8 protein-coding genes are annotated in these 19,893 nt (G+C 71.7%); 1 reads left to right on the plus strand and 7 read right to left on the minus strand.

All coding sequences use genetic code 11. The annotated features are described in order from the left end of the window. Window positions 1-129: 129 nt before the first annotated feature. Window positions 130-309 (minus strand): hypothetical protein, encoded by a 180-nt coding sequence (locus P3T35_RS33820; RefSeq protein ID WP_101384308.1) that lies wholly within the window; start codon window positions 307-309, stop codon window positions 130-132. 492 nt (window positions 310-801) lie between these two features. Next, window positions 802-1,548, minus strand: coding sequence for a lytic transglycosylase domain-containing protein (locus P3T35_RS33825; RefSeq protein ID WP_101384307.1), 747 nt, complete (start codon window positions 1,546-1,548; stop codon window positions 802-804). Between the two features lie 958 nt (window positions 1,549-2,506). Between P3T35_RS33825 and P3T35_RS33830 the strand changes: the two genes are divergently transcribed. Then, a complete protein-coding gene (locus P3T35_RS33830) occupies window positions 2,507-4,843 on the plus strand; it encodes a BTAD domain-containing putative transcriptional regulator (protein WP_180356804.1) in 2,337 nt (778 codons plus the stop codon). Window positions 4,844-4,886: 43 nt separating this feature from the next. Here P3T35_RS33830 and P3T35_RS33835 read toward each other — a convergent pair whose 3' ends face one another. Genes P3T35_RS33835 through P3T35_RS33855 form a run of 5 tightly spaced genes read right to left on the minus strand, consistent with a single transcriptional unit; the run spans window position 4,887 to window position 19,890 of the window. After that, complete coding sequence (locus P3T35_RS33835) at window positions 4,887-6,230, minus strand: MFS transporter (RefSeq protein WP_101384305.1); 1,344 nt, start codon at window positions 6,228-6,230, stop codon at window positions 4,887-4,889. Beyond that, a complete protein-coding gene (locus tag P3T35_RS33840; protein ID WP_180356803.1) occupies window positions 6,227-9,391 on the minus strand; it encodes a non-ribosomal peptide synthetase in 3,165 nt (1,054 codons plus the stop codon). The genes P3T35_RS33835 and P3T35_RS33840 overlap by 4 nt, the downstream gene beginning before the upstream one ends. A gap of 47 nt (window positions 9,392-9,438) precedes the next feature. After that, window positions 9,439-14,040 carry a non-ribosomal peptide synthetase gene (locus P3T35_RS33845; protein WP_101384303.1) on the minus strand — a complete coding sequence of 1,534 codons (4,602 nt, stop codon included), beginning with the start codon at window positions 14,038-14,040 and terminating at the stop codon, window positions 9,439-9,441. 4 nt (window positions 14,041-14,044) lie between these two features. Then, window positions 14,045-19,645: a non-ribosomal peptide synthetase gene (locus P3T35_RS33850; RefSeq protein ID WP_101384302.1), complete on the minus strand. Its 5,601-nt coding sequence runs from the start codon at window positions 19,643-19,645 to the stop codon at window positions 14,045-14,047. Window positions 19,646-19,677: 32 nt separating this feature from the next. Continuing rightward, entirely contained in the window at window positions 19,678-19,890 is a 213-nt protein-coding gene (locus tag P3T35_RS33855; RefSeq protein ID WP_101384301.1) for an MbtH family NRPS accessory protein, read from the minus strand. Window positions 19,891-19,893: the final 3 nt, after the last annotated feature.

Raw genomic sequence — 19,893 nt, forward strand, 5'->3', positions numbered from 1 at the left:
CTTGGCGCTCACTTCCGGGAGAAGCGGCACCCGCGCCGGCAGGGCGGCCGTCCGGGCCAGCAGGCCCGGCAGTCCGCCGCGCTCAGGGTCCTCGCCGTACCTGTCGTCGAAGGCGAAGCGCCAGACCTATCAGTCCGCCAGCAGCCGCAGCATCTCCGCGCCCACCGCGGGATTGGTCCGCGCGGCGAGGGCACCGCTTCGCTGACCCCGCAGCCGTTCCGCCCGCTCGGGCAACCCGTCGAGCAACCGGTGCTGTGCCATCCAGCCGAAGCTCTCCCGGTCGGCCTGCTCGGCATGCCTGTTCAGCAAGGAGGGGAAGGGGCACCACGACTCGTCGGACGTCCCGTCGGTCGCTGCGTCGTGGAGATTGCCCCCGGACCTCCCGGCCTCACCGTTCGGTCGAAGGGAGTGTGAACGCTGTCGGCACGGGTCGCTCCGTGCCGACAACACGGTTCAACGCCGGTGCAGGACCAGGCGGGTGGCGAGGCCGCCGCGCACGCGCAGGGCCATGTCGCGACCGGCACTCCCCCGGTCCGCCGGCTCGCTCCCCGCGGTCTGCTGCCCATCGCCGCTGCAGCCGGGCGCACATGCCGGCGCCCCCTGCGGCGTTGGCAGGGGGCGGGGGTGGTGCGTGCCCTGCACCGCATAGTCCTGGCCGAGTTGAACGCGGCCGGACCGGTCAACTGGACGCGCGCCCGCGTGGACGCCTCCCACGTGCGCGTGAAGAGGCGCCCCGATGGTTTCGTCAAGCGGCGGTGACGGTCAGGGGTTCATAGAAGGTGCGATTGATCAAGGATCAGGCTAGTACGCGTGGTGGACCTGCCAGAACGACCAGGCGTCACACGGACTGCCGTAGGTGGCGTTCATATAGCCCAGGCCCCACTTGATCTGGGTCGCGGGGTTGGTCTGCCAGTCCGATCCGACCGAGGCCATCTTGGAACCGGGCAGCGCCTGCACCAGGCCGTACGCGCCGGAGGAGGCGTTGCGGGCGGTGATGTCCCAGCCGCTCTCGCGCGTGACGATGTTGCTGAAGCACTGGAACTGGGTGCTGTCCATCATCCCGGCCGCGATCGACTGCGGCGAGCCCCCGGTGTACGAGCCGACGGGCGGCGCGGAGTCCGTGGTGGTGGCGAGCTGCGACTTGGCCGCGGCGCGGGCGGCAGCCTGCGCGGCGGCGGCGTCGGCGTCGGCCTTGGCCTTCGCGTCGGCGGCGGCCTTCTGAGCCGCGGCGGCGTCGGCGGCCGCCTTGTCGGCATCGGCCTTGGCCTGCGCGTCGGCGGCGGCCTTCAGCCGGGCGGCCTCCTGCGCGGCCTTCTGCGCGGCGAGGTCGGCCGACTGCTGCTGAGCCGAGGACTGGACGGCGAAGTTGTCGCTGATGGTCTGCGCCTGGGCGGTTGACGGCACGTCCGCGAGGAGGGTGGCTCCCGCGACATCGGCCGACTGGGGCGTAGCGCCCTCGCTGCCCGACGAGACACCCACGACGGCACCCACGGCGGTGACGGCGGTGGCAGAGGCCACAGCAACTCCCCGGACCGAGATCCGAGTCACATGCTTTCCTTCCAGTGTCGACCCCGTGTGACCGTGAGGACGCAACATGCCCTGGTCACTGGCCTCCACCTGTGCTGGTCACGGGAGGCACTGGCCCGGCGCCCGGGTGCCGGACGAGCCGGTGCGGGCAAGGAGTTCGGGCGGCGTACGGACCATCGGTATTCAGTTGACGCTCAACACACGGACCGTACACGGGGCCTGACAGAAGTTTCACAATGCCGCAACCGGACATGGGTCCGCAACCCCCGACTGCATGGCGAAGCTCACATCAGCCCCCGCAGTTGAGATCGGTCCTTCGTCGGACGACACCCGGTCCGATCTGCTGACGATCCGCCCGACTCCAGCCGAAGGCCGGGACCCAGGCGGATCGTTCGCATACGCCAGCCGTGAGCTGCGGCTGGATGCCACAGCATCTCGGTCATAGGGCGGCGATCGGGGTGCGCCCGGAGCGCGTGGGGGACGATACGCGCGAAGAGCGGATGCCCATGACAACGTATCGTCCACGCCCCACGGCGTGATGCTCACGTCATCACGAACGGACGAATCGTCACATCGGCAAGGGCGGCGAGGCGTCGGCGTTCGGTGACCAGGATCTCCAGAGCTTGGGAATACGGCTTTGAAGGAGTGCCCCTTGCAGGCGGGCTTGCCGGTCTTCCGCGCGCACCGGTAGTACTCATGGACACCGTATGGGGCCCGTGTTGGCAGCGGCGGAATTCAGCCGCTGCCAACACGGAGCAGACGGTTCCGCACTGTGGGCCGAATCCGCCGTGGGCGGCTGACCTCCGCACCGACGGAGCGCCCGGGAGGCGCCGAACCAGATGTTCTTGCCGATCCGTTTGTACCTGTGCGCCCAACGCGTGTCCGGGGGTGACGGGGGCGTGAGCGCCGCGCAGTGATTCACTATTTTAGGGGACTGTCAATGGTGACCCAGCCTATTCGATTCCTCATGCTCGGGCCCGTGGCAGCCCATCACGGGGAGGTGGCGCTGCCGGTCGGATCGCCGTTGCAACAGGCCATGATGGCGGCCCTGTTGCTGCGGGACGGACGGGCCGCCAGTGCGGGCGAGCTGATCACGGCCTTGTGGGGCGCGACGCCGCCCAACAGTGCCTCCGCCATGCTGCGCACGTATGCCTGGCGGTGGCGCAAGGAACTCGAACGCGACCGCAGCGCCCCGGCGATCCTCACCTCGCTCGGCGACGGCTACCGCATGGTGCTGCCCGCCGAGAACGTTGACGCCGTGAGGGTGGAGTCGCTCGCCGCTTCCGCGCTGGCCGCGACCAGGAAGGGCGAGGACCACGCGCGGGCCCGGCGGCTGCTCGACGAGGCGCTCGACCTCTGGTTCGGGGAGCCGCTGGCCGGGGTGCCCGGGCCGTTCGCGGAGCAGCAGCGGGCCCGCCTGGAGGATCTGCGGATCAGCCTGCTCGTGGAGAAGTGCGGCCTGGAGCTGGAGTTGGGGGACCAGAGCCGCGCTGTCCCGGCGCTGCGCGAGCTGACCGCCGAGCACCCGCTGCGCGAGCGCCCGTACGTGCTGCTGATGCGCGGGCTGTACCAGAGCGGACGGCAGGCCGACGCGCTCGCGGTCTTCGAGCGGGTCCGCCGGCTGCTCGCTGCCGAACTCGGCATCGACCCGGGGCCGGAACTGCGCGCGATGCACCAGCGGATCCTGCGCAACGACCCGGCCCTGGTCGGCACCGCCGCACCCGAGCCCGAGCCGACCACCGGTGGCCGCAGCCCCGCCCGGTCCACCCCGGTCCCGGCCCAACTTCCCGCCGACATCCCCGACTTCACCGGGCGCGAGCAGGAACTCGCGGCGCTGCAAGCAGCGCTCGGCCGGGTCGTGCAGGACACCGCCGACCACACCGTGCTGCCGATCGCGGCCGTCTGCGGCATGGGCGGCGTCGGCAAGACCGCCGTCGCCCTGCGCGTCGCGCACCGGCTGCGCGCCGGGTTTCCCGACGGCCAGCTCTACGCCGACCTGCGCGGCGACCAGCCGAAACCGGCCCAGCCCAGCGTGCTCCTGGCCAGCTTCCTCACCGCGCTGGGGATCGCCCCCAACGCCGTACCCGAGACCCTGGAGGACCGCTCCCGGCTGTTCCGCTCGCTGCTCGACGGCCGGCGCGTGCTGATCCTGCTGGACAATGCTCGCGACACCGCCCAGGTCCGCCCGCTGCTGCCCGGCTCCGCGCACTGCGCCGTCCTGATCACCAGCCGGGCCCGGTTGTTCGGCCTGGCCACCGCCGCCCAGATCGACCTCGATGTGTTCAGCGTGGGCGAGGCCACCGAGATGCTGGCGCAGGCCGCCGGTGGCGGCCGGGTCTGCGCCGACCCGGCCGCCACCGGCGAGTTGCTGCGCTACTGCGGCCGGCTCCCGCTGGCCATCCGGATCGTGGCCTCCCGGCTCGCCTCCCGCCCGTCCTGGACGGTGGCCCGGCTCGCCGACCGACTGGCCGCCGAACAGCACCGGATGGCCGAACTGAGCCTCGGCGACCTCGCGGTGGCCAGCGCCTTCGACTGGGGCTACCGGCAGTTGACGCCGGACCAGGCGACGGCATTCCGGGTGGTCGCCGCGGTGAGCCGACCGGACATCGGCCTACCGGCCGCGGCCGCCGTGCTGGGCGTCGACCGGCGCCGGGCCGAGGACCTGCTGGAGTCGCTGGTCGACGCCGGCATGGTCACCCAGACCCACGCCGGCCGGTACCGCTACCACGAGCTCCTGCGCGTCTTCGCCTCCCAACTCCCCGCTCCGGGCGGCGCGGTGGAGTCCGCCACCGCGCTGAGCAGGCAGCTGGACTTCCTGCTCGCCACTGCCACCGCCGCCTTCCTGCAGATGGTGCCCGGCGACCCGATCGGCCCGGCGCTGCGCACCCCGGCGGTGCCCGGGCTGCGCTTCGACTCCCCGCGCGCGGCCGCCCGCTGGGTGGCCGAGGAGTTCGACGCGGCGATCACCGCGGTGCTGGCCGCGACGACGGCCGCCACCTCGGCACAGGACCTGCGGACCGCCGCCGACCTGCTGATCGCGCTCTGCCCGTTCGACGCGGACCCGCGCCACGAGCGGCTCGCGGTGGCCGCGGCGGCGGTCTCCGCCGCGGCCACCGACCGCGCCGACCGGCACTCGCTGGGCCGGGCCGAGTTCATCCGCGGGAACCTGGCTGTCCAGGCCACCCGGCTGAGCGAGGCCGCCGAGCGCTGCCGGCGGGCGGCCGCTGCCCGCCGCGACGGCGACGACCGGGTGATCCTCCGGACCAGCCTCGCAGGCGCCGACATCCGCCCGATGTCCGCCGCACACCGCCCGTAGAACCGGGGCGGTGGTATGTGGAGCGGGTGACGGCGGCCCGCCGTCACCCGCTACCGCTCGGATGCCCGCCATGCGCGACTGGCTGGCGGACACCATCAACGGCGGACGGTTCCCTGTCGCGGGAGGGGGTCGGTTCTTGCCCACCGGCCGGCAGCTCGCGGATTCGCCGCAGCGGGGAGGCGATCAGGATCAGCGGTACCAGGAGCTCGCCGAGCTGAGCCGCCCACAGCGTCGACCGTGCTCCGACTCCGGCACCGAGTGCTCCGCCCAGCAGCGCGCCCAGCGGCATGACTCCCCAGGTCAGGAAGCGCATGGTGGCGTTCATCCGGCCCAACGCCCCGTCCGGGCAGAGCGTTTGGCGCAGGCTCACCTGGGCGACGTTGTAGGCCACGATCGCGAACGAGCAGCCGAGCCACCCGACCACGAACGCGATGAGCCCGATCCCGCCGTGGGTCAGGGGGATGAGGAGCCCGAGCGGCAAGCCGACGAGCGGCGGCAGCCACACCCCGCGGGCGAGGCCGGCCCGTCGGATGAGGCCGGGGGCGGCGAGCGCGCCGGCGAGGCCGCCGGCACTGCCCGCTGTCATCAGTACGCCGATGAGTCCGGCGGACAGCCTCAGATCGTGAGCCAGGAACGTGGTGATGACCGCCGCGAACACCGACATGAACAAGTTGACCGCGGCGGTGGCTCCGGCGATCGTGCGCAGGATCGGATCGCGCAGGACCAGCCCCAGTCCCTCTCGGACGTCCCGCAGCAGTCTGGGCTTCTCCGGACGGGACGGCGCGGGCTCGGTCTGCCGGATGTTCGCTATGAACAGGCCCGACAGGCCGAAACTCACCGCGTTCGCCGTGATCGCCACTGGTGCGGTGAGCAGTTGGACCAGCACGCCGGCCACCGACGGCCCGGCCATTTGCGCGACCGAGGCGCTGGCCTGCAACTTCGTGTTCCCTTCGACCAGGTCTCCGGGGGGGATCAGGGTAGGCAGATAACTCTGATAGGCGACGTCGAAGAAGACCGTGGCGAAGCCCTGAGCCAGCGCCACGGCGTAGAGCTGCCAGATCGTCAGCGCACCGCACCAGGCCGCGAGCGGTACCGACGCCAGCAGCACGGCGCGCACCAGGTCGGCGCACACCATGATCGGGCGCCGCCGGCCGCGGTCGCACCACACCCCGGCCGGCAACCCGATCAGCAGGGATCCCAGGAACTCCATCGCGACCAGCACGCCCACAGCCTGTGGTCCGGAGTGCAGGTACAGGACGGCCACCAGCGGCATCGCCAGCACGGACACCTGCACCCCGAACTGGCTGACCGTGTCGGCGATCCAGAGCGAGCGGAAGTCCCTGTGGCCCGACAACCCCGTGCGGCGGCGTCGGGGCAGGTTGCTCATCCGTGTGCCTCTGCCTCGTCGGCGAGCAGGAACTCCGCCAGCCGGGGCGCCATCGCGGCCACCGTCCGGCTCTCGAAGAGCAGACTCATCGGGAAGTCCAGAGCGAGATCGTCACGGATCCGGTTCGCCATCCGCATCGCGAGCAGCGAATGGCCGCCGAGGCCGAAGAAGTTGTCGTGGATTCCGACGTGCGCGATCCCGAGTACGTCGCACCAGAGGCCGCAGAGCCATTCCTCCAACGCGTTGCGCGGTTCGCCGTCACCCGCGCCGGGTGCCGACAGGTCGGGCGCGGGCAGCGCCGCCCGATTGAGTTTGCCGCTGGCCATCCTGGGGAGCTCCGGCACGAGGAGGACCGCGCTCGGCACGGCGTGGGCCGGCAGGCGCCGCTCCGCGAAGGACCGCAGGGCATCGGGCTCCGGCAGGGCGCCATCCGCGGCCACCACGTACGCGACGAGCCTGGAGTCGCCGGGCGGGACCGCCGAAACCGTCGTCGCGCATTCCCGGACGTCGGGGTGCGCGCACAGGGTCGCGTCGATCTCACCGAGTTCGATGCGGAATCCGCGGACCTTCACCTGGTGGTCGGCCCGTCCGAGGAAGTCCAGGCTCTCGCCGTCGGGGCGCAGCCGTACCAGATCCCCGGTGCGGTACAGCCGTGCGCCGGGGCGGGCGGAGAAGGGGTCGGGGAGGAACCGTTCGGCGGTCAGGCCGGGGCGGTTCAGGTAGCCGCGGGCCACGCCCGTGCCGCCGATGAACAACTCGCCCACGGCGCCCGGCGGTACCGGCCGCAGATCGGCATCCAGGATGTGGGTGGCGGTGTTGCCGAACGGCGTTCCGAGCGGCACCACGCTCAGGTCGGCCAGCGTTTCGGGCGTGCACTGCCACCAGTTCACGCAGACCGTGGCCTCGGTCGGGCCATAGCCGTTGTACAGCTCGCAGCCCGGGAGTTTGCGAAGGAGCTCCTGCGCCGTGGCGACGGGTACTTCTTCGCCGCAGGCCACGACGAGCCGCAGTGTCGTGCATTCCTCGATACCGCGCTCGGTGAGGAGAACGCTCAGCATGGACGGCACGAACTGGGCTGCGGTGACGCCCTGGCTCCGGATCAGGTCGCGAAGGTAGCCGGTGTCCTTGTGGCCGTCGCGGCTGGGGAGGACCAGGCGCGCGCCGACGGTCAGCGGCCAGAAGAACTCCAGGACCGAGGCGTCGAAGCTCAGCGAGGAGCGCTGCAGGAAGGCGTCGTCGGGCTGCAGCGGGTACCTCGCCTGCAACCAGTCCAGCCGCTCGACCGCATTGCGGTGGGAGAGCACCACGCTCTTGGGACGCCCGGTCGAGCCCGATGTGGAGATGGTGTAGGCGACATTGTCGAGGTCGCAGGGTGCGGCCGGGTCGCTGTCCGGCCAGGCGGCCCACTGCGCCGGATCGTCGAGGTCGAGGATCAGCGCGTTCGTGGGCGGGAGCGCTTCGGTGATCCGCCCCTGGGTCAGGATCACCGGCATGGCCGTGTCCTCGAGGAGATCGGCGAGGCGGTCCCGCGGATGCTCGGGGTCGAGGGGGACATAGGCGCCCCCGGCTTTGAGGACGCCGTACAGGGCGGCCACCAGCTCCATCGAACGTTCCGCGCGGACGCCCACCAGCGTCTCCGGGCCGACGCCCGAGGCGCGCAGACGGTGCGCGATCCGGTTGGCCTGCCGGTTCAGCTGGGCGAAGGTGGTCGCCGTGCCGTCCGGGAGCACCAGCGCGACGGCGTCCGGTGTCTCACCGGCCTGGGCGGAGAAGCGCTCGTGCAGAGCGGTCTGGGACGCGGGCCTGTCGGGTCCCGCCGAGAACCGCGCCAGGGTTCGTCGGGCCTCGGAGTCCGGTGACAGGTCGCCGATCCGACGCTGGGCGTCCTCGGCGACCTGGGAGAGGACGGTTTCCAGGTGCGAGGCGAACCGGCGCATCGTCTCGGGCCGGTACAGGCTGACGTCCCAGGCGACGTCCACGGCTATCGCGCCGTCCACGCGGTGGTCGAACCAGATGCCGAGGTCGTACTTGGATCCCACGCCCGGCACCGGCAGTTCGGTGACGGTCAGCCCGGCCAGGTCGGGCGCGAAGCGGCGGCCGCTGCCGTAGCCGACGATGATCTGGAACAGGGGTGTCCTGGAAGGGTCGCGCTCGGGGGCGAGTTCCTCGACGAGCAGCGGGAACGGGACCTGCGCGTGTTCGAAGGCATCGAGCACGAGGTCCCGCATCCGCTCGACCGATTCGGCGAAGGTCGGATCACCGGAGGTGTCACCGCGCAGCACCAGCATGGTGAGGAGCGGGCCGATCATCGAGGCCGTCTCGGCCGCTTCCCGTGCCGCGGCGGCGGTGCCCACGGTCACGTCGTCGCGGCCGGTGTACTGCCGGAGCACGATCTGGCACGCCGCGAACAGCACCATGGCGGGTGTGGCGCCCACGGACCGGCCGAGTCCGGCAAGCCGCTCGGCTTCCGGACGCGGGATCACGAAGCCGGTGACGTCCCCGGCACCGGACCGGTGCGCGGGCCGCGGCAGCTCCGGGAGCAGTTCGAACGGGTCGAGGCCGGCGAGCTGCCGGCGCCAGTAGTCGAGGTGTTCCGAGCTGCTCTCGTCCCGGGATTCGTCCTCCCGCGCCGCCGCGAACTGCGCGTACGAGATCTCCAGCGGGGCCAGGTTCGCCGCGCGGCCCGTGACGGCGGCGTTGTAGAGCTCTGCCAGGTCGGCGTAGAGGACGTTGCGCGACCAGTCGTCGAAGGCCAGGTGGTGGACGGTGACGAACAGCAGGTGGAGCTCGTCGGCCAGGCGGATGAGCCGGGCGCGGATCGGCAGGCCGTCGGCGACGTCCAGCGGTGCCGTCGCCTCGGCGAGCACGTGATCCTCGATGCTCCTGCGGTCCGGCGCGTCCGTGGCGTCCTCGGTGGCCAGACTGAACCGGTCGGCCGGCCGCACGACGCCGCACGGCTCGCCGTCGATGAGGCGGAACGAGGTCCGCAGCAGTTCGTGCCGTGCGACGAGGGCCGACAGCGCGGAGCGCAGCGAGCCGACGTCGAGCGGTCCCGCCAAGCGGAGCGGCAGTGGGACGAGGTATCCGGCCGGGTGCGCACCGAGTTGCTCGGCGAACCACAGCTGCTGCTGGCTCTTGGACAGCCGGACGAGGTTCGTCATGGTCCCTTCCTGGGCGTTGACTTGGGCATTCGGCGTCCGGGGCGGTGTCACGGTGCTTCTTCCTCCTCCGGGTCGGCGCCGAGCCCGCAGCTCATCGCCAGGGTGCGGGCGTGCCCGAGGAACCGGTCGACCAGCTCCTGGATGGCGGACGCCTCCCATTCGCGGCCGGGATACCCCCAGTGCAGTCGCAGTTCGCCGTCCGCGACGAGCGCCGTCACATCGAACCGGTAGGGGCGCGGGAGACCGGGCGCGAACTCCGCGCCGCGTTCACCCCGAGCCCGCCGGAGCAGGCCGTCCTCCGAGCCCGAGCTGAGTTGCCCGTGGTAGTTGAAGCAGAGGTCCGACGCGGTCCAGGGCTCGGACGCGTCGCGTAGGTACCTGGTCATCCCGTACCCGGCGCCGACCGGCTGTCCGGAGAACTGCCGGTGGACGTCCAGCAGTTGAGCGACCGGGTCGTCTCCCTCCGGCAGGCGCACGTGCACCGGGTAGACCGCGGTGAACCACCCGACGGTGGCCGACACGTCGAGGTCTGTGCCCAGGGCGTCGCGGCCGTGGCCCTCGGTGTCGATCCGGAACTCCCGCCTCCCCGTCCAGTCCGCCAGAGTCCGGACGAGGACGGTCATCAGCACGGACTTGATGTCGGTGCGGTGGACCGCCGCCGATCGGCGCACGAGTGCTTCCGTCGCCGCCCTGTCCAAGGTGCCGGAGACGGTCCTTGCGTCGGCGGCCAGGTTGCTGCCGGCGCCTTCACCGTGCGGCAGTTCGCCCGCGTGGATGGTGCCGAGCGCACGCCAGTGTTCGGCTGCCGGGGCGAACTCCTCGGATCGGGCTCGGGCGGCGACCGCGCTTGCCCAGGCTTGGAACGAGGTCGTCTTGGCGGGGAGGCTCGGCTGCCGACCGGCTTCGAGCTGGCCGTAGACGAGACCGAGGTGCTGCAGCAGGATGTCCCAGGACACGGTGTCCACCGCCAAGTGGTGCACGACGAGCACCAGTTGGTCGGGGCCTTCGTCCGCTTCGAGCAGCACCGCGCGCAGCAGCGGTCCGGTGGCGAGAGCGAAGGACGCCTGGGCGGCTTCGGCGGCGGCCAGCAGCGCCTGTTCTGCCTCGTCGGCGGTCAGGCCGGCGCCCTCGACGATGTCGAGGAGGTCGGTGTCGTCGACCGGTGCGAGGTACTGGTGCCAGCGGCCGTCGCGTTCCTCCAGCCGCAGCCGCAGCGCGTCGTGGTGCCCGACCAGCGCGGACAGCGCGTCGCTCAGCAACGTCGAGTCCAGTTGCTCGGCGCACTCCAGCCGCACCGACTGGTTGAAGTGGCTTTCGGGGCCGTGGGTTTGGAGGAACCAGTGCTGGATCGGGGTGAGCGGGACTTCGCCGGTCACCGGTCCCTGCTGCGCCCGCACCGGGGCGCCACTGGTTCCGGCGGCCTGCGCGAGTTCCGCGATGCTCTGGTGGTCGAACACATCACCGGAGGTGAGCGTCACGCCGGCCTGGCGGACCTTGGAGGCCACTCGGATCGCCATGATCGAGTCGCCGCCGAGCTCGAAGAAGTTCTCGTCGATTCCCACCTCGGCCAGACCGAGCACCTGGCACCACGCCTCCGCCAGCACCTCCTCGGTCCGGGTACGCGGGGCCCGGCGGGGGCGATCCGCACCGGCCTCCTCCGCCAGGACCGGCGCCGGCAGCGCCTTGCGGTCGACCTTGCCGTTGGCGGTCAACGGGATCCGCTCCACCACCACGAACGCCTGCGGCACCATGTACTCCGGCAACGCCTGCCCCACATGAGCACGCAGCACCGACACCGGCACCTCGACACCACCCCGCACGACGATGTAGGCCACCAGACGCTTGTGACCACCGTCGGCATGCGCCACCACCACCGCCTCGGCGATCTCCGGATGCGCGATCAACCGCGCCTCCACCTCACCCGGCTCGATCCGGAAACCACGGACCTTCACCTGCCGATCGATCCGACCCACGAAATCCAACTGCCCATCGGCACGCCACCGCACCGCATCACCCGTGCAGTACATCCGCGCACCCGCCACCGCACTGAACGGATCCGGCACAAACCGCACCGCCGTCAAACCCGGATCATTCAGATACCCCCGCGACACCCCCGCACCACCCGTACACAACTGCCCCACCACACCCACCGGCACCGGATCGAAGTTCTCATCCACCACATACACCGACGTCCCCGAGATCGGACCACCGATCGGTATCCGCGCATCGACGGCGTCCTTGATGACGACGCTGGTCGTCGTACCGGTGTTCTCGGTCGGGCCGTAGCAGTGGACCAGCGCCACCTCGCGGGTCGCCGGATCGGCGAGCGCCGCCGCGAACGCGCTCGGCATGGCCACGTCGCCACCGATCGCGACCTGCCGAAGGCCGGCGAGCGCTTCGAGATCGTGCTCGACGAACTGGTTGAACAGTGCGGTCGTGGTGACCAGGCTGGTGATCGAGTGCTCGCGGATCAGCGCCGCGATCTCGGGGATGTCCAGCTGCCCTGCCCTCGGCATCACGAGTCGCCCGCCCTGCAGCAGGCTCGTCCACAGTTCGATGGCGGAGATGTCGAAGCTGAGCGGCGCGAGCTGGATGAACGTCTCATCCCGGCCGTGGGCCAGGAAGTCGGGCAGGTAGGCCAGCCGCAGGATGTTGCGGTGCGTGATGCCGACGCACTTCGGGACCCCGGTCGAACCCGAGGTGAAGCTGACGTACGCGAGCGAGTCCGGGTGCGCGGCCGTCGCCAGCGCATCGGCGGGTTCCGCGGCGAGCGCGGCCTGGACCTCTGGATCATCGAGCACGACGACCGTGCGGCCCTGCGCCGCCGCACCGATCCCGGCCAGCGACTCGGTCGTGGCCACGATGACCTCGGTCCGGCTGGCCGCGGCATAGCCGGCGGCACGCTCGGCCGGTCCGGCCGGGTCCAGGAAGAGATAAGCACCGCCGGCCTTCAGGGCTCCCAGCAACGCGACCACCGTCTGCGCCGATCGCGGAACCGCGATCCCCACGACGGAATCCGCGGTCACCCCGTGGCCACGTAGCAGCCGGGCCACCCGGTTCGTCTGCGCGTCGAGCTCGCCGTAGTCGAAGGTGCCACCGGCCCCGGTCAGTGCGACGGCGTCCGGGTACCGCGCCGCCGCGTCGGCGAACAGCTCGCCGATGGTCCCGGTCGATCGGTCCCAGTGCACCGACCCCGTCCACGCGGTGATCCGATCGGCTTCAGCGGCCGAGTCCAGCCGCAAGCCCGCCGGCGCGGCCGCGGGATCGGTGATGGCCTGCTCGACGGCCTGCCGGAAGTGGTCCATCAGGACCCCCACCGTCGCCGGTTCGAACAGCCCAGATTCCCCGATCAGTTCGAACTCGATCACGGGGCCCCGGCCGAGCCCGACGAGCATCAGGTCGTTCTTCAGCGAGCCGAGGTCGGCGGGCACCGGCTCGGCGGCGACCTCCGCCAGCGACCAGCCGCCTGCCTCGGTGTCCACCCAGTCCGCGACCGCCTGGCACAGCGGCATCCGCGAGCCACCGCGGGGCACGCCCAGCTCGGAGACGATGCGCTCCAGCGTGATGTCCTGATGGTCCAGGGTGCCCAGGAACGCTCTCGCCGTGTGCCGCACGGCGTCCTCGACGGTGGCGGCGGCGCCGAGCCGGACCGGGATCGGCACCAGGTTGGCGAACAGGCCGACCAGCCCCTCGGTCTCGGTGCGCCGGCGGCCGGAGACCGCGGCGCCGATCACCAGATCCGACTGCCCGGAATGCCGGCTCAGGACCGTGGCGAACAGCGCGACCATCGCGGTGAACGGCGTGGCGCCTGCGGCGGCGGCGAGATCGCGGAACCGCTGGCTCTGCTCGGCGGACATCGTCCACTCCGCGCGGTGGCCCCTGGGCGAGCGCGCCGAGGTCCTCGGCCGGTCGGTCGGCAGCTCCAGCACGTGGGGGATGCCCGCGAGCGCATCGCGCCAGTACCCGAGATCGCGCTCGCCCGGCTCGGAGTCGAGGCGGGCCGCCTGCCACTCGGCATAGTCGCCGTACTGGACGGGGACTGCCGGAAGCTCGACCGGGGCGCCGGTCACCCGGGCCGTGTAGCAGGCGTCGAGCTCACGATGCAGGACGCCGAGTGACCACTCGTCACCGATCAGGTGGTGCATGGCCAGCAGGAGCAGGTGCTCGTCCGCCGCGGTGCGGGCCAGCCGGACCCGCCACAGCGGCCCGCCGGCGAGGTCGAACGGGCGGGCGCCTTCGCGTGTCAGCGCCCCCACTGCGTGCTCGCGGGCTGCTCCGCCGTCGGCGCTCAGGTCGATGACCTCGAAGTCGACCGCCGCCGAGGCCTGAGGGGCGACCGACTGGCGCGGCGGGTCCTCGCCGGCGAAGGTCGTCCGCAGCGTCTCGTGGCGCCGTGCGAGGTCCGTGAAGGCTTGCCGGAGGGCTTCGTGATCCAGCGCTCCGCGCAGCCACGACAGCTCGGTCATGGTGTAGAGGCCCTCGTCGGCGGCCAGCTGCCCGGCCGCCCAGACTCCGCGCTGGATCGGCGAGAGCACGGCGTCCGCGCCCGCCCGGCGCGGGATCGCGCGCCGGGCGAGCCTGGCGGCGAGGTCGATCGTCTTGCCGCCGACCCGGAGCTCCCGGCTCGCGACGCTTTCGACACCGGTCATCGGGCTATCCCCTGTCCCAAGTCATGAGCGGGCCCTGGGCGCGCATCACCAGGTCGACCCGCAGTTCGGCGAGCAGATCTTCGAGCAGCGGCGTGGCGCCGTCGCCGTTGGCGAGGATCACCAAGCCGTGGCCGGACACCGGATCCACGGCGTAGACGCTGCGGAATCCCGGACCGTCGCCGGGGTGTCCGATCCACCGCCTGCCCGCCACGGTCTTCACGGAGGTGCCGAGCCCGTAACCGGTCCGCAGTCCGTCGAGCATCTGCTCGATGTCCGAACGGCTGAGCACGGCTCCCCGGTCCTGCGTCAGCGCGCGGTGGAGCTCGAGACCGACCCGGGCCAGGTCCGAGGCGGACATCCAGACGAGTTCGGCCGCCGCCGCGTGGGCGGGACGCCGACCGCGCCCGTAGCGGCGCCCGGTCGCGGTGTGCCCGACGGCGACGGCGTCCCCTGCCCCGGTGGGGAACTCGGGCAGGAACACCGTGTCGTCCATGCCCAGGGGATCGAGTACCAGAGTCCTCAGCGCCTTCGGGAACGCGAGGTTGGTGACGTCGGCGATGATCCGCTCGATCAGCGTGTAGTTCGCGAGGCTGTACTCGTAGTGGGAGCCCGCCGGTCGGCTGACGGCGACGAGCGGCCCTTCCGCGTCCTCGTCCGAGCTCAGTCCCGCGCTGTGGCACAGCAGATGACGGACCGTCACCGGCTGGGCCGGGTCCAGCGTGTCGACGCGCTGCTCGAGCAGCAGCTCGTTCACGGGGGTGTCGAGCCCGAGCACACCGTCGCGGGCGAGCCGCATCACCGCGATGGCGGCGAGGTGCTTCGCCACCGACCCGACCTGGAAGACCGTGTGCTCGGTCACCGGGACCGAGCCGCCGGCCGCGGTCACGCCGCTCCCCCACGCCGTGATCTCGCCATCCGTGATCGTGGCGACGCTCAGACCGGGCACGCGGTAGCGCACCATCGGTCCGATCAGCAGCGGCGTCTTCGGATGGATGCGCCGCAGCCACTCCTCGGGCTCGGCCTGGTCCGCGTCCCAGAGCGAGATCTGGTTCACGAAGCGCCGCAGTTCCCGGAGGTGGTTCTCGGCGACGGACCGCACGGTCTGACGGTCGAAGGCGTCGGCCGCGTACAGCCACGTCACCTGGAGCCGGCCGTCGATGATCCCGGCCATGACCTCCAGCGGATAGGAGCTCGCGAAGTCCGCCGGCGCCTCCGACCCGAGCGTGCGGGGCAGGTCCGTGAAGGGGAAGCTGCCGTCGCCGGGTGCGTCACCCGCCTCGCCGATGTAGTTGAAGCCGATCTCCGCGTCGGAGCTGACCGCCGCGGCGAGTTCGGGGCCGGCGAGGTAGCGGGCGACGCCGTAGCCCATGCCGCGGTTGGGCATCGCCTGGGTCTGGTCCCGCACCTGCGCCACGTAGGAGCCGAGGCTGTCACCAGCCGTGAGGTGCAGGGTCATCGGATGGACGGCGGTGAACCAGCCGACGGTCCGGGCGACGTCCTGGTCGCGGGCGAACGCCTCGCGCCCGTGGATCTCGACGTCGAGGGCCACGGCGCCGCCGCCCACCCAGTCGTGCAGCGCCGGGACGGCCGCGACGAGCAGCAGTTCGGCGGCGGTGATCCGGCCGGTGGTGCGCCTCGTCGCGGCGCGGAACGCGTCGGTCTCGGCAAGGTCCAGCTCGACCACCACCCGGCCGGTCCCCGCCGGGTCCGACCCGGAAGCCGCGTCGCGGGGCAGCGGCGTGGTCCGGCTGCGGGCCTGGGTCCAGTACTCCGCGTCCTTCTGGAACGCCGGGCCGGCCGCGTACCGCTGCAGGTGCTCCGCCCATTCCTTGAACGACGTGGTCTTGCTCGGCAGTTCGACGGGCTCGCCGCGCACGGCGCTCGTGTACGCGGCGGCCAGATCGCCGACGAGGAAGCTCCAGGAGACGATGTCGACCGCCATGTGGTGGACGACGATCAGCAGTTCGTCCGGCGCGGTCCCGCCGTGGTCGAAGAGGACCGCGCGCATCATCGGGCCGGTCACGAGGTCGAGGCCCGCCTGGGCCCGCGCCCCGGCCGCCTCGGCCAGTTCCTCGCGCTGGGCCTGCGGCCACGCCGAAGCGTCGATGATCTCGAGGAGGTCGGTGTCGTCGACCGGTGCGAGGTACTGGTGCCAGCGGCCGTCGCGTTCCTCCAGCCGCAGCCGCAGCGCGTCGTGGTGGCCGGCCAGCGCGGACAGCGCGTCGCGCAGCGCCTCGGGGTCGGCCTTGTCGTGCCAGCGCAGCAACTTCGACTGGTTGAAGTGGCTTTCGGGGCCGTGGGTTTGGAGGAACCAGTGCTGGATCGGAGTCAGGGGGACTTCGCCGGTCACCGGCCCCTGCTGCGCCCGCACCGGCGCGCCACCGGCCCCGGCGGCCTCGGCGAGCTCCGCGATGGTCTGATGGTCGAACACATCACCGGAGCTGAGGATCACGCCGGCCTGGCGGACCTTGGAGGCCACTCGGATCGCCATGATCGAGTCGCCGCCGAGCTCGAAGAAGTTCTCGTCGATTCCCACCTCGGCCAGGCCGAGCACCTGGCACCACGCCTCCGCCAGCACCTTCTCGGCCTCGGTACCCGGGGCACGACGGGCACCGCCGTCCTCGGCCGCCTCCGCGGGCGAGGGGGCCGGCAGCGCGTCGCGGTCGACCTTGCCGTTGGCGGTCAACGGGATCCGCTCCACCACCACGAACGCCTGCGGCACCATGTACTCCGGCAACGCCTGCCCCACATGGGCCCGCAGCACCGACACCGGCACCTCGACACCACCGCGCACCACCAGGTACGCCACCAGACGCTTGTGGCCCCCGTCGGCATGCGCCACCACCACCGCCTCGGCGATCTCCGGATGCGCGATCAACCGCGCCTCCACCTCACCCGGCTCGATCCGGAAACCACGGACCTTCACCTGCCGATCGATCCGACCCACGAAGTCCAACTGCCCATCGGCACGCCACCGCACCGCATCACCCGTGCAGTACATCCGCGCACCCGCCACCGCACTGAACGGATCCGGCACAAACCGCACCGCCGTCAAGCCCGGATCATTCAGATACCCCCGCGACACCCCCGCACCACCCGTACACAACTGCCCCACCACACCCACCGGCACCGGATCGAAGTTCTCATCCACCACATACACCGACGTCCCCGAGATCGGACCACCGATCGACACCCGCGGCCCCTGCTCGGGGCCGAGCACCGCCGCGGTCGTGACGCAGGTGTTCTCGGTCGGGCCGTAGGCGTTGATCAGGGTCAGTTCCGGATGGGCGCGGACGACGCTCGCACAGGGCGCGGGCAACGCGACGTCGCCCCCGATGAGCAGCTGCCGCAGGCCGGTGAACGCCGCCATGTCCTGCTCGGCGATCTGGTGGAACAGCCCCGTGGTGGGGCTGAAGCTGGTGATCGAGTGCTCCCGGATCAGCGCCGCGATCTCGGGAACGTCCAGCCGCCCGGGCGCGGGCGCGACGACGGTGCCGCCGTTGACCAGCGGAACCCAGATCTCCTCCAGGGAGACGTCGAAGGCGAGCGGGACGGTGTGCAGGGCGGTGTATCCGGGGCCGGACGACAGGTAGGTCTGCCGGTGCGCCAGCCGGACGATGTTGCGGTGGGTGATGCCGACGCACTTCGGGACCCCGGTCGAACCCGAGGTGAAGGTCACGAACGCCAACGAGTCCGGATGCGCGGCCGTCGCCAACGCCTCGGCGGATTCCGCGGCGAGCAGTGCCCGGACCTCGGGGTCGTCGAGCACGACGACCCTGCGTCCCTGCGCCGCCGCACCGATCCCGGCCAGCGACTCGGTCGTGGCCACGATGACCTCGGCCCCGCTGTCACCGACGAGCAGCCGGTTGCGCTCCGGCGGCGCGACCGGATCGAGCGCCAGGTACGCGCCACCGGCCTTGAACACCGCGAGCAGCACCATGATGAGGGCGGCCGACCGGGGAATCGCGACCCCGACGACGGTGTCGGCCCCCACGCCCCGCGCGCGCAGCACCCGGGCCAACCGGCTGGAGCCGTCATCGAGTTCGGCGTAGGTCATGGTCCGGTCCACCCCGACGACGGCCGTCGCGTCGGAGACGGTGGGCAGGATGGCGGCGAAGAGCTCTGGCACCGTGGTCTCGACGGTGCTGCCCAGGGTGCCCAGACCCCAGTCGAGCAGTTCCCGGCGGTCGGCGGCGGTGAGGACCTCGAGCTCGCCGATGCGGGCCTCGGGCCGCTCGGCCAGCTGCCCGAGGATCAACTCGTAGACCCCCAGGACGCGTTCCGCGTCGGCCGCGCTCACCCGCGAGGGCTCGTAGGTCAGGTGGAGCAGCAGTTCGTCGCCGGCCACCACGCTGAGGTCCAGCGGGAATCCGGTCTGCTCGTAGCTCCGGATGACCTGCAGATCGAGCCCGGTGGCCTCCGCATCGGCATCCTGGTGGAGGTCGACGAACTGGAACAGGTTCTCGAACAGCGGCGTCCCGCTGGGCACCGAGGTGTGCCGCTGGATACGGGCGATGCCGATGTGCTCCGCCTTGCGCATCCCGTTGAGGGAGGAGTGCAGCGCCGCAAGCCAGTTCGCGACGACCGCGTCGGCATCGACCGTGACCCGGGCCGGCACCGTGTTGATCAGCAGGCCGACGATCCGCTCCAGGTCGGCCTGGTCCGCGGAGCGGCCGGAGAGGATGGTGCCCCAGCACACGTCCCGCTGTCCGCTGTACAGGCTCAGCGCGATCGCCCAGGCGCCCTGCACCACCGTGTGGACGGTGCAGTGGTGGCGCCGGGCGAGTTCGGCCACCTGCTGGGTGAGGGCCGGGGAGACGGTGCGGACGACCGACGCGCTGCTCGAACTCGCCTCGCGCGCGGCAGCGGCGATGAACGGCAGCGTCGTCGGCGAGTCGAAACCGCCCAGCAGGCCCGCCCAGAAGTCCTCGTCGGCCTGCTCGTCGCGCCGCCGCAGCCACTCGACGTGGCGGCCGAACGGCACTGGCTCGGGAAGGTCGGGGAGCGAGCCCGCGGCCAACGCGGAATAGGCCGCGCCGAGTTCGCCCCGGACGATGGATCCGCTCCAGGCGTCCATGAGGATGTGGTGCTGGTGCCAGGCGAGCAGCCGGCGTTCGCCGTCGAGCCGGATCAGGTCGAAGGCCAGCGGCGGCGCGGCGGCCAGGTCCATGCCGCGGTGGCGCCGGTCGAGGAGCAGCCGGGTCGTCGCCGCGTGTATCGCCTCGTCATCGCGGCCGCGCCAGTCCAGGGTCCGCAGCGGCAGCGGGAAGCCCCGGTGGACGACCTGGACGGGGTGCGTGACGCCGTCCGTGACGAAGGTCGTCCGCAGGATCGGGTGCCGATCGATGACGTACCGCCACGCGGCGATGAACGCCTCGGTGTCAAGCCGGCCCCGGATCTCGAACACCGTCTGGGTCAAGTAGTTCCCGTTGCCCGGGCGGTGCGTCGATTCGAAGAGGATCCCCGCCTGCAGCGGCGACAGGGCATAGATGTCCACGACCGTGTCCGGAAGGTACCGGTCGAGGACGCTGTCCAGACCATCCGCATCCAGATCGGCCTCGGGGAACTGCTCGGGGGTCGGCCGGAACCGTTGATTCATCGCCATCACCAATCAGCCTCGCTCAGAAGATCACAGGATCAGGCGTCCGCCGCAGCGGCCATCCGGTCGCGCAGGCTGCGCGGCCGCAGGTCCGTCCACACCTGCTCGATGTGCTTGACGCAGTCCTGCTTCGAACCCGCCGTCCCCTCGTCGAACCACCCCGGCGGATTCGGCCGGTCCGCGGCCCAGACGGAGTACTGCTCCTCGTGGTTGACGACTACCTTGAACTGCGCCTCATGGCCGTCGGCCATGGC

This window comes from Kitasatospora sp. GP30 (assembly GCF_029892145.1).
Classification (GTDB): domain Bacteria; phylum Actinomycetota; class Actinomycetes; order Streptomycetales; family Streptomycetaceae; genus Kitasatospora; species Kitasatospora acidiphila.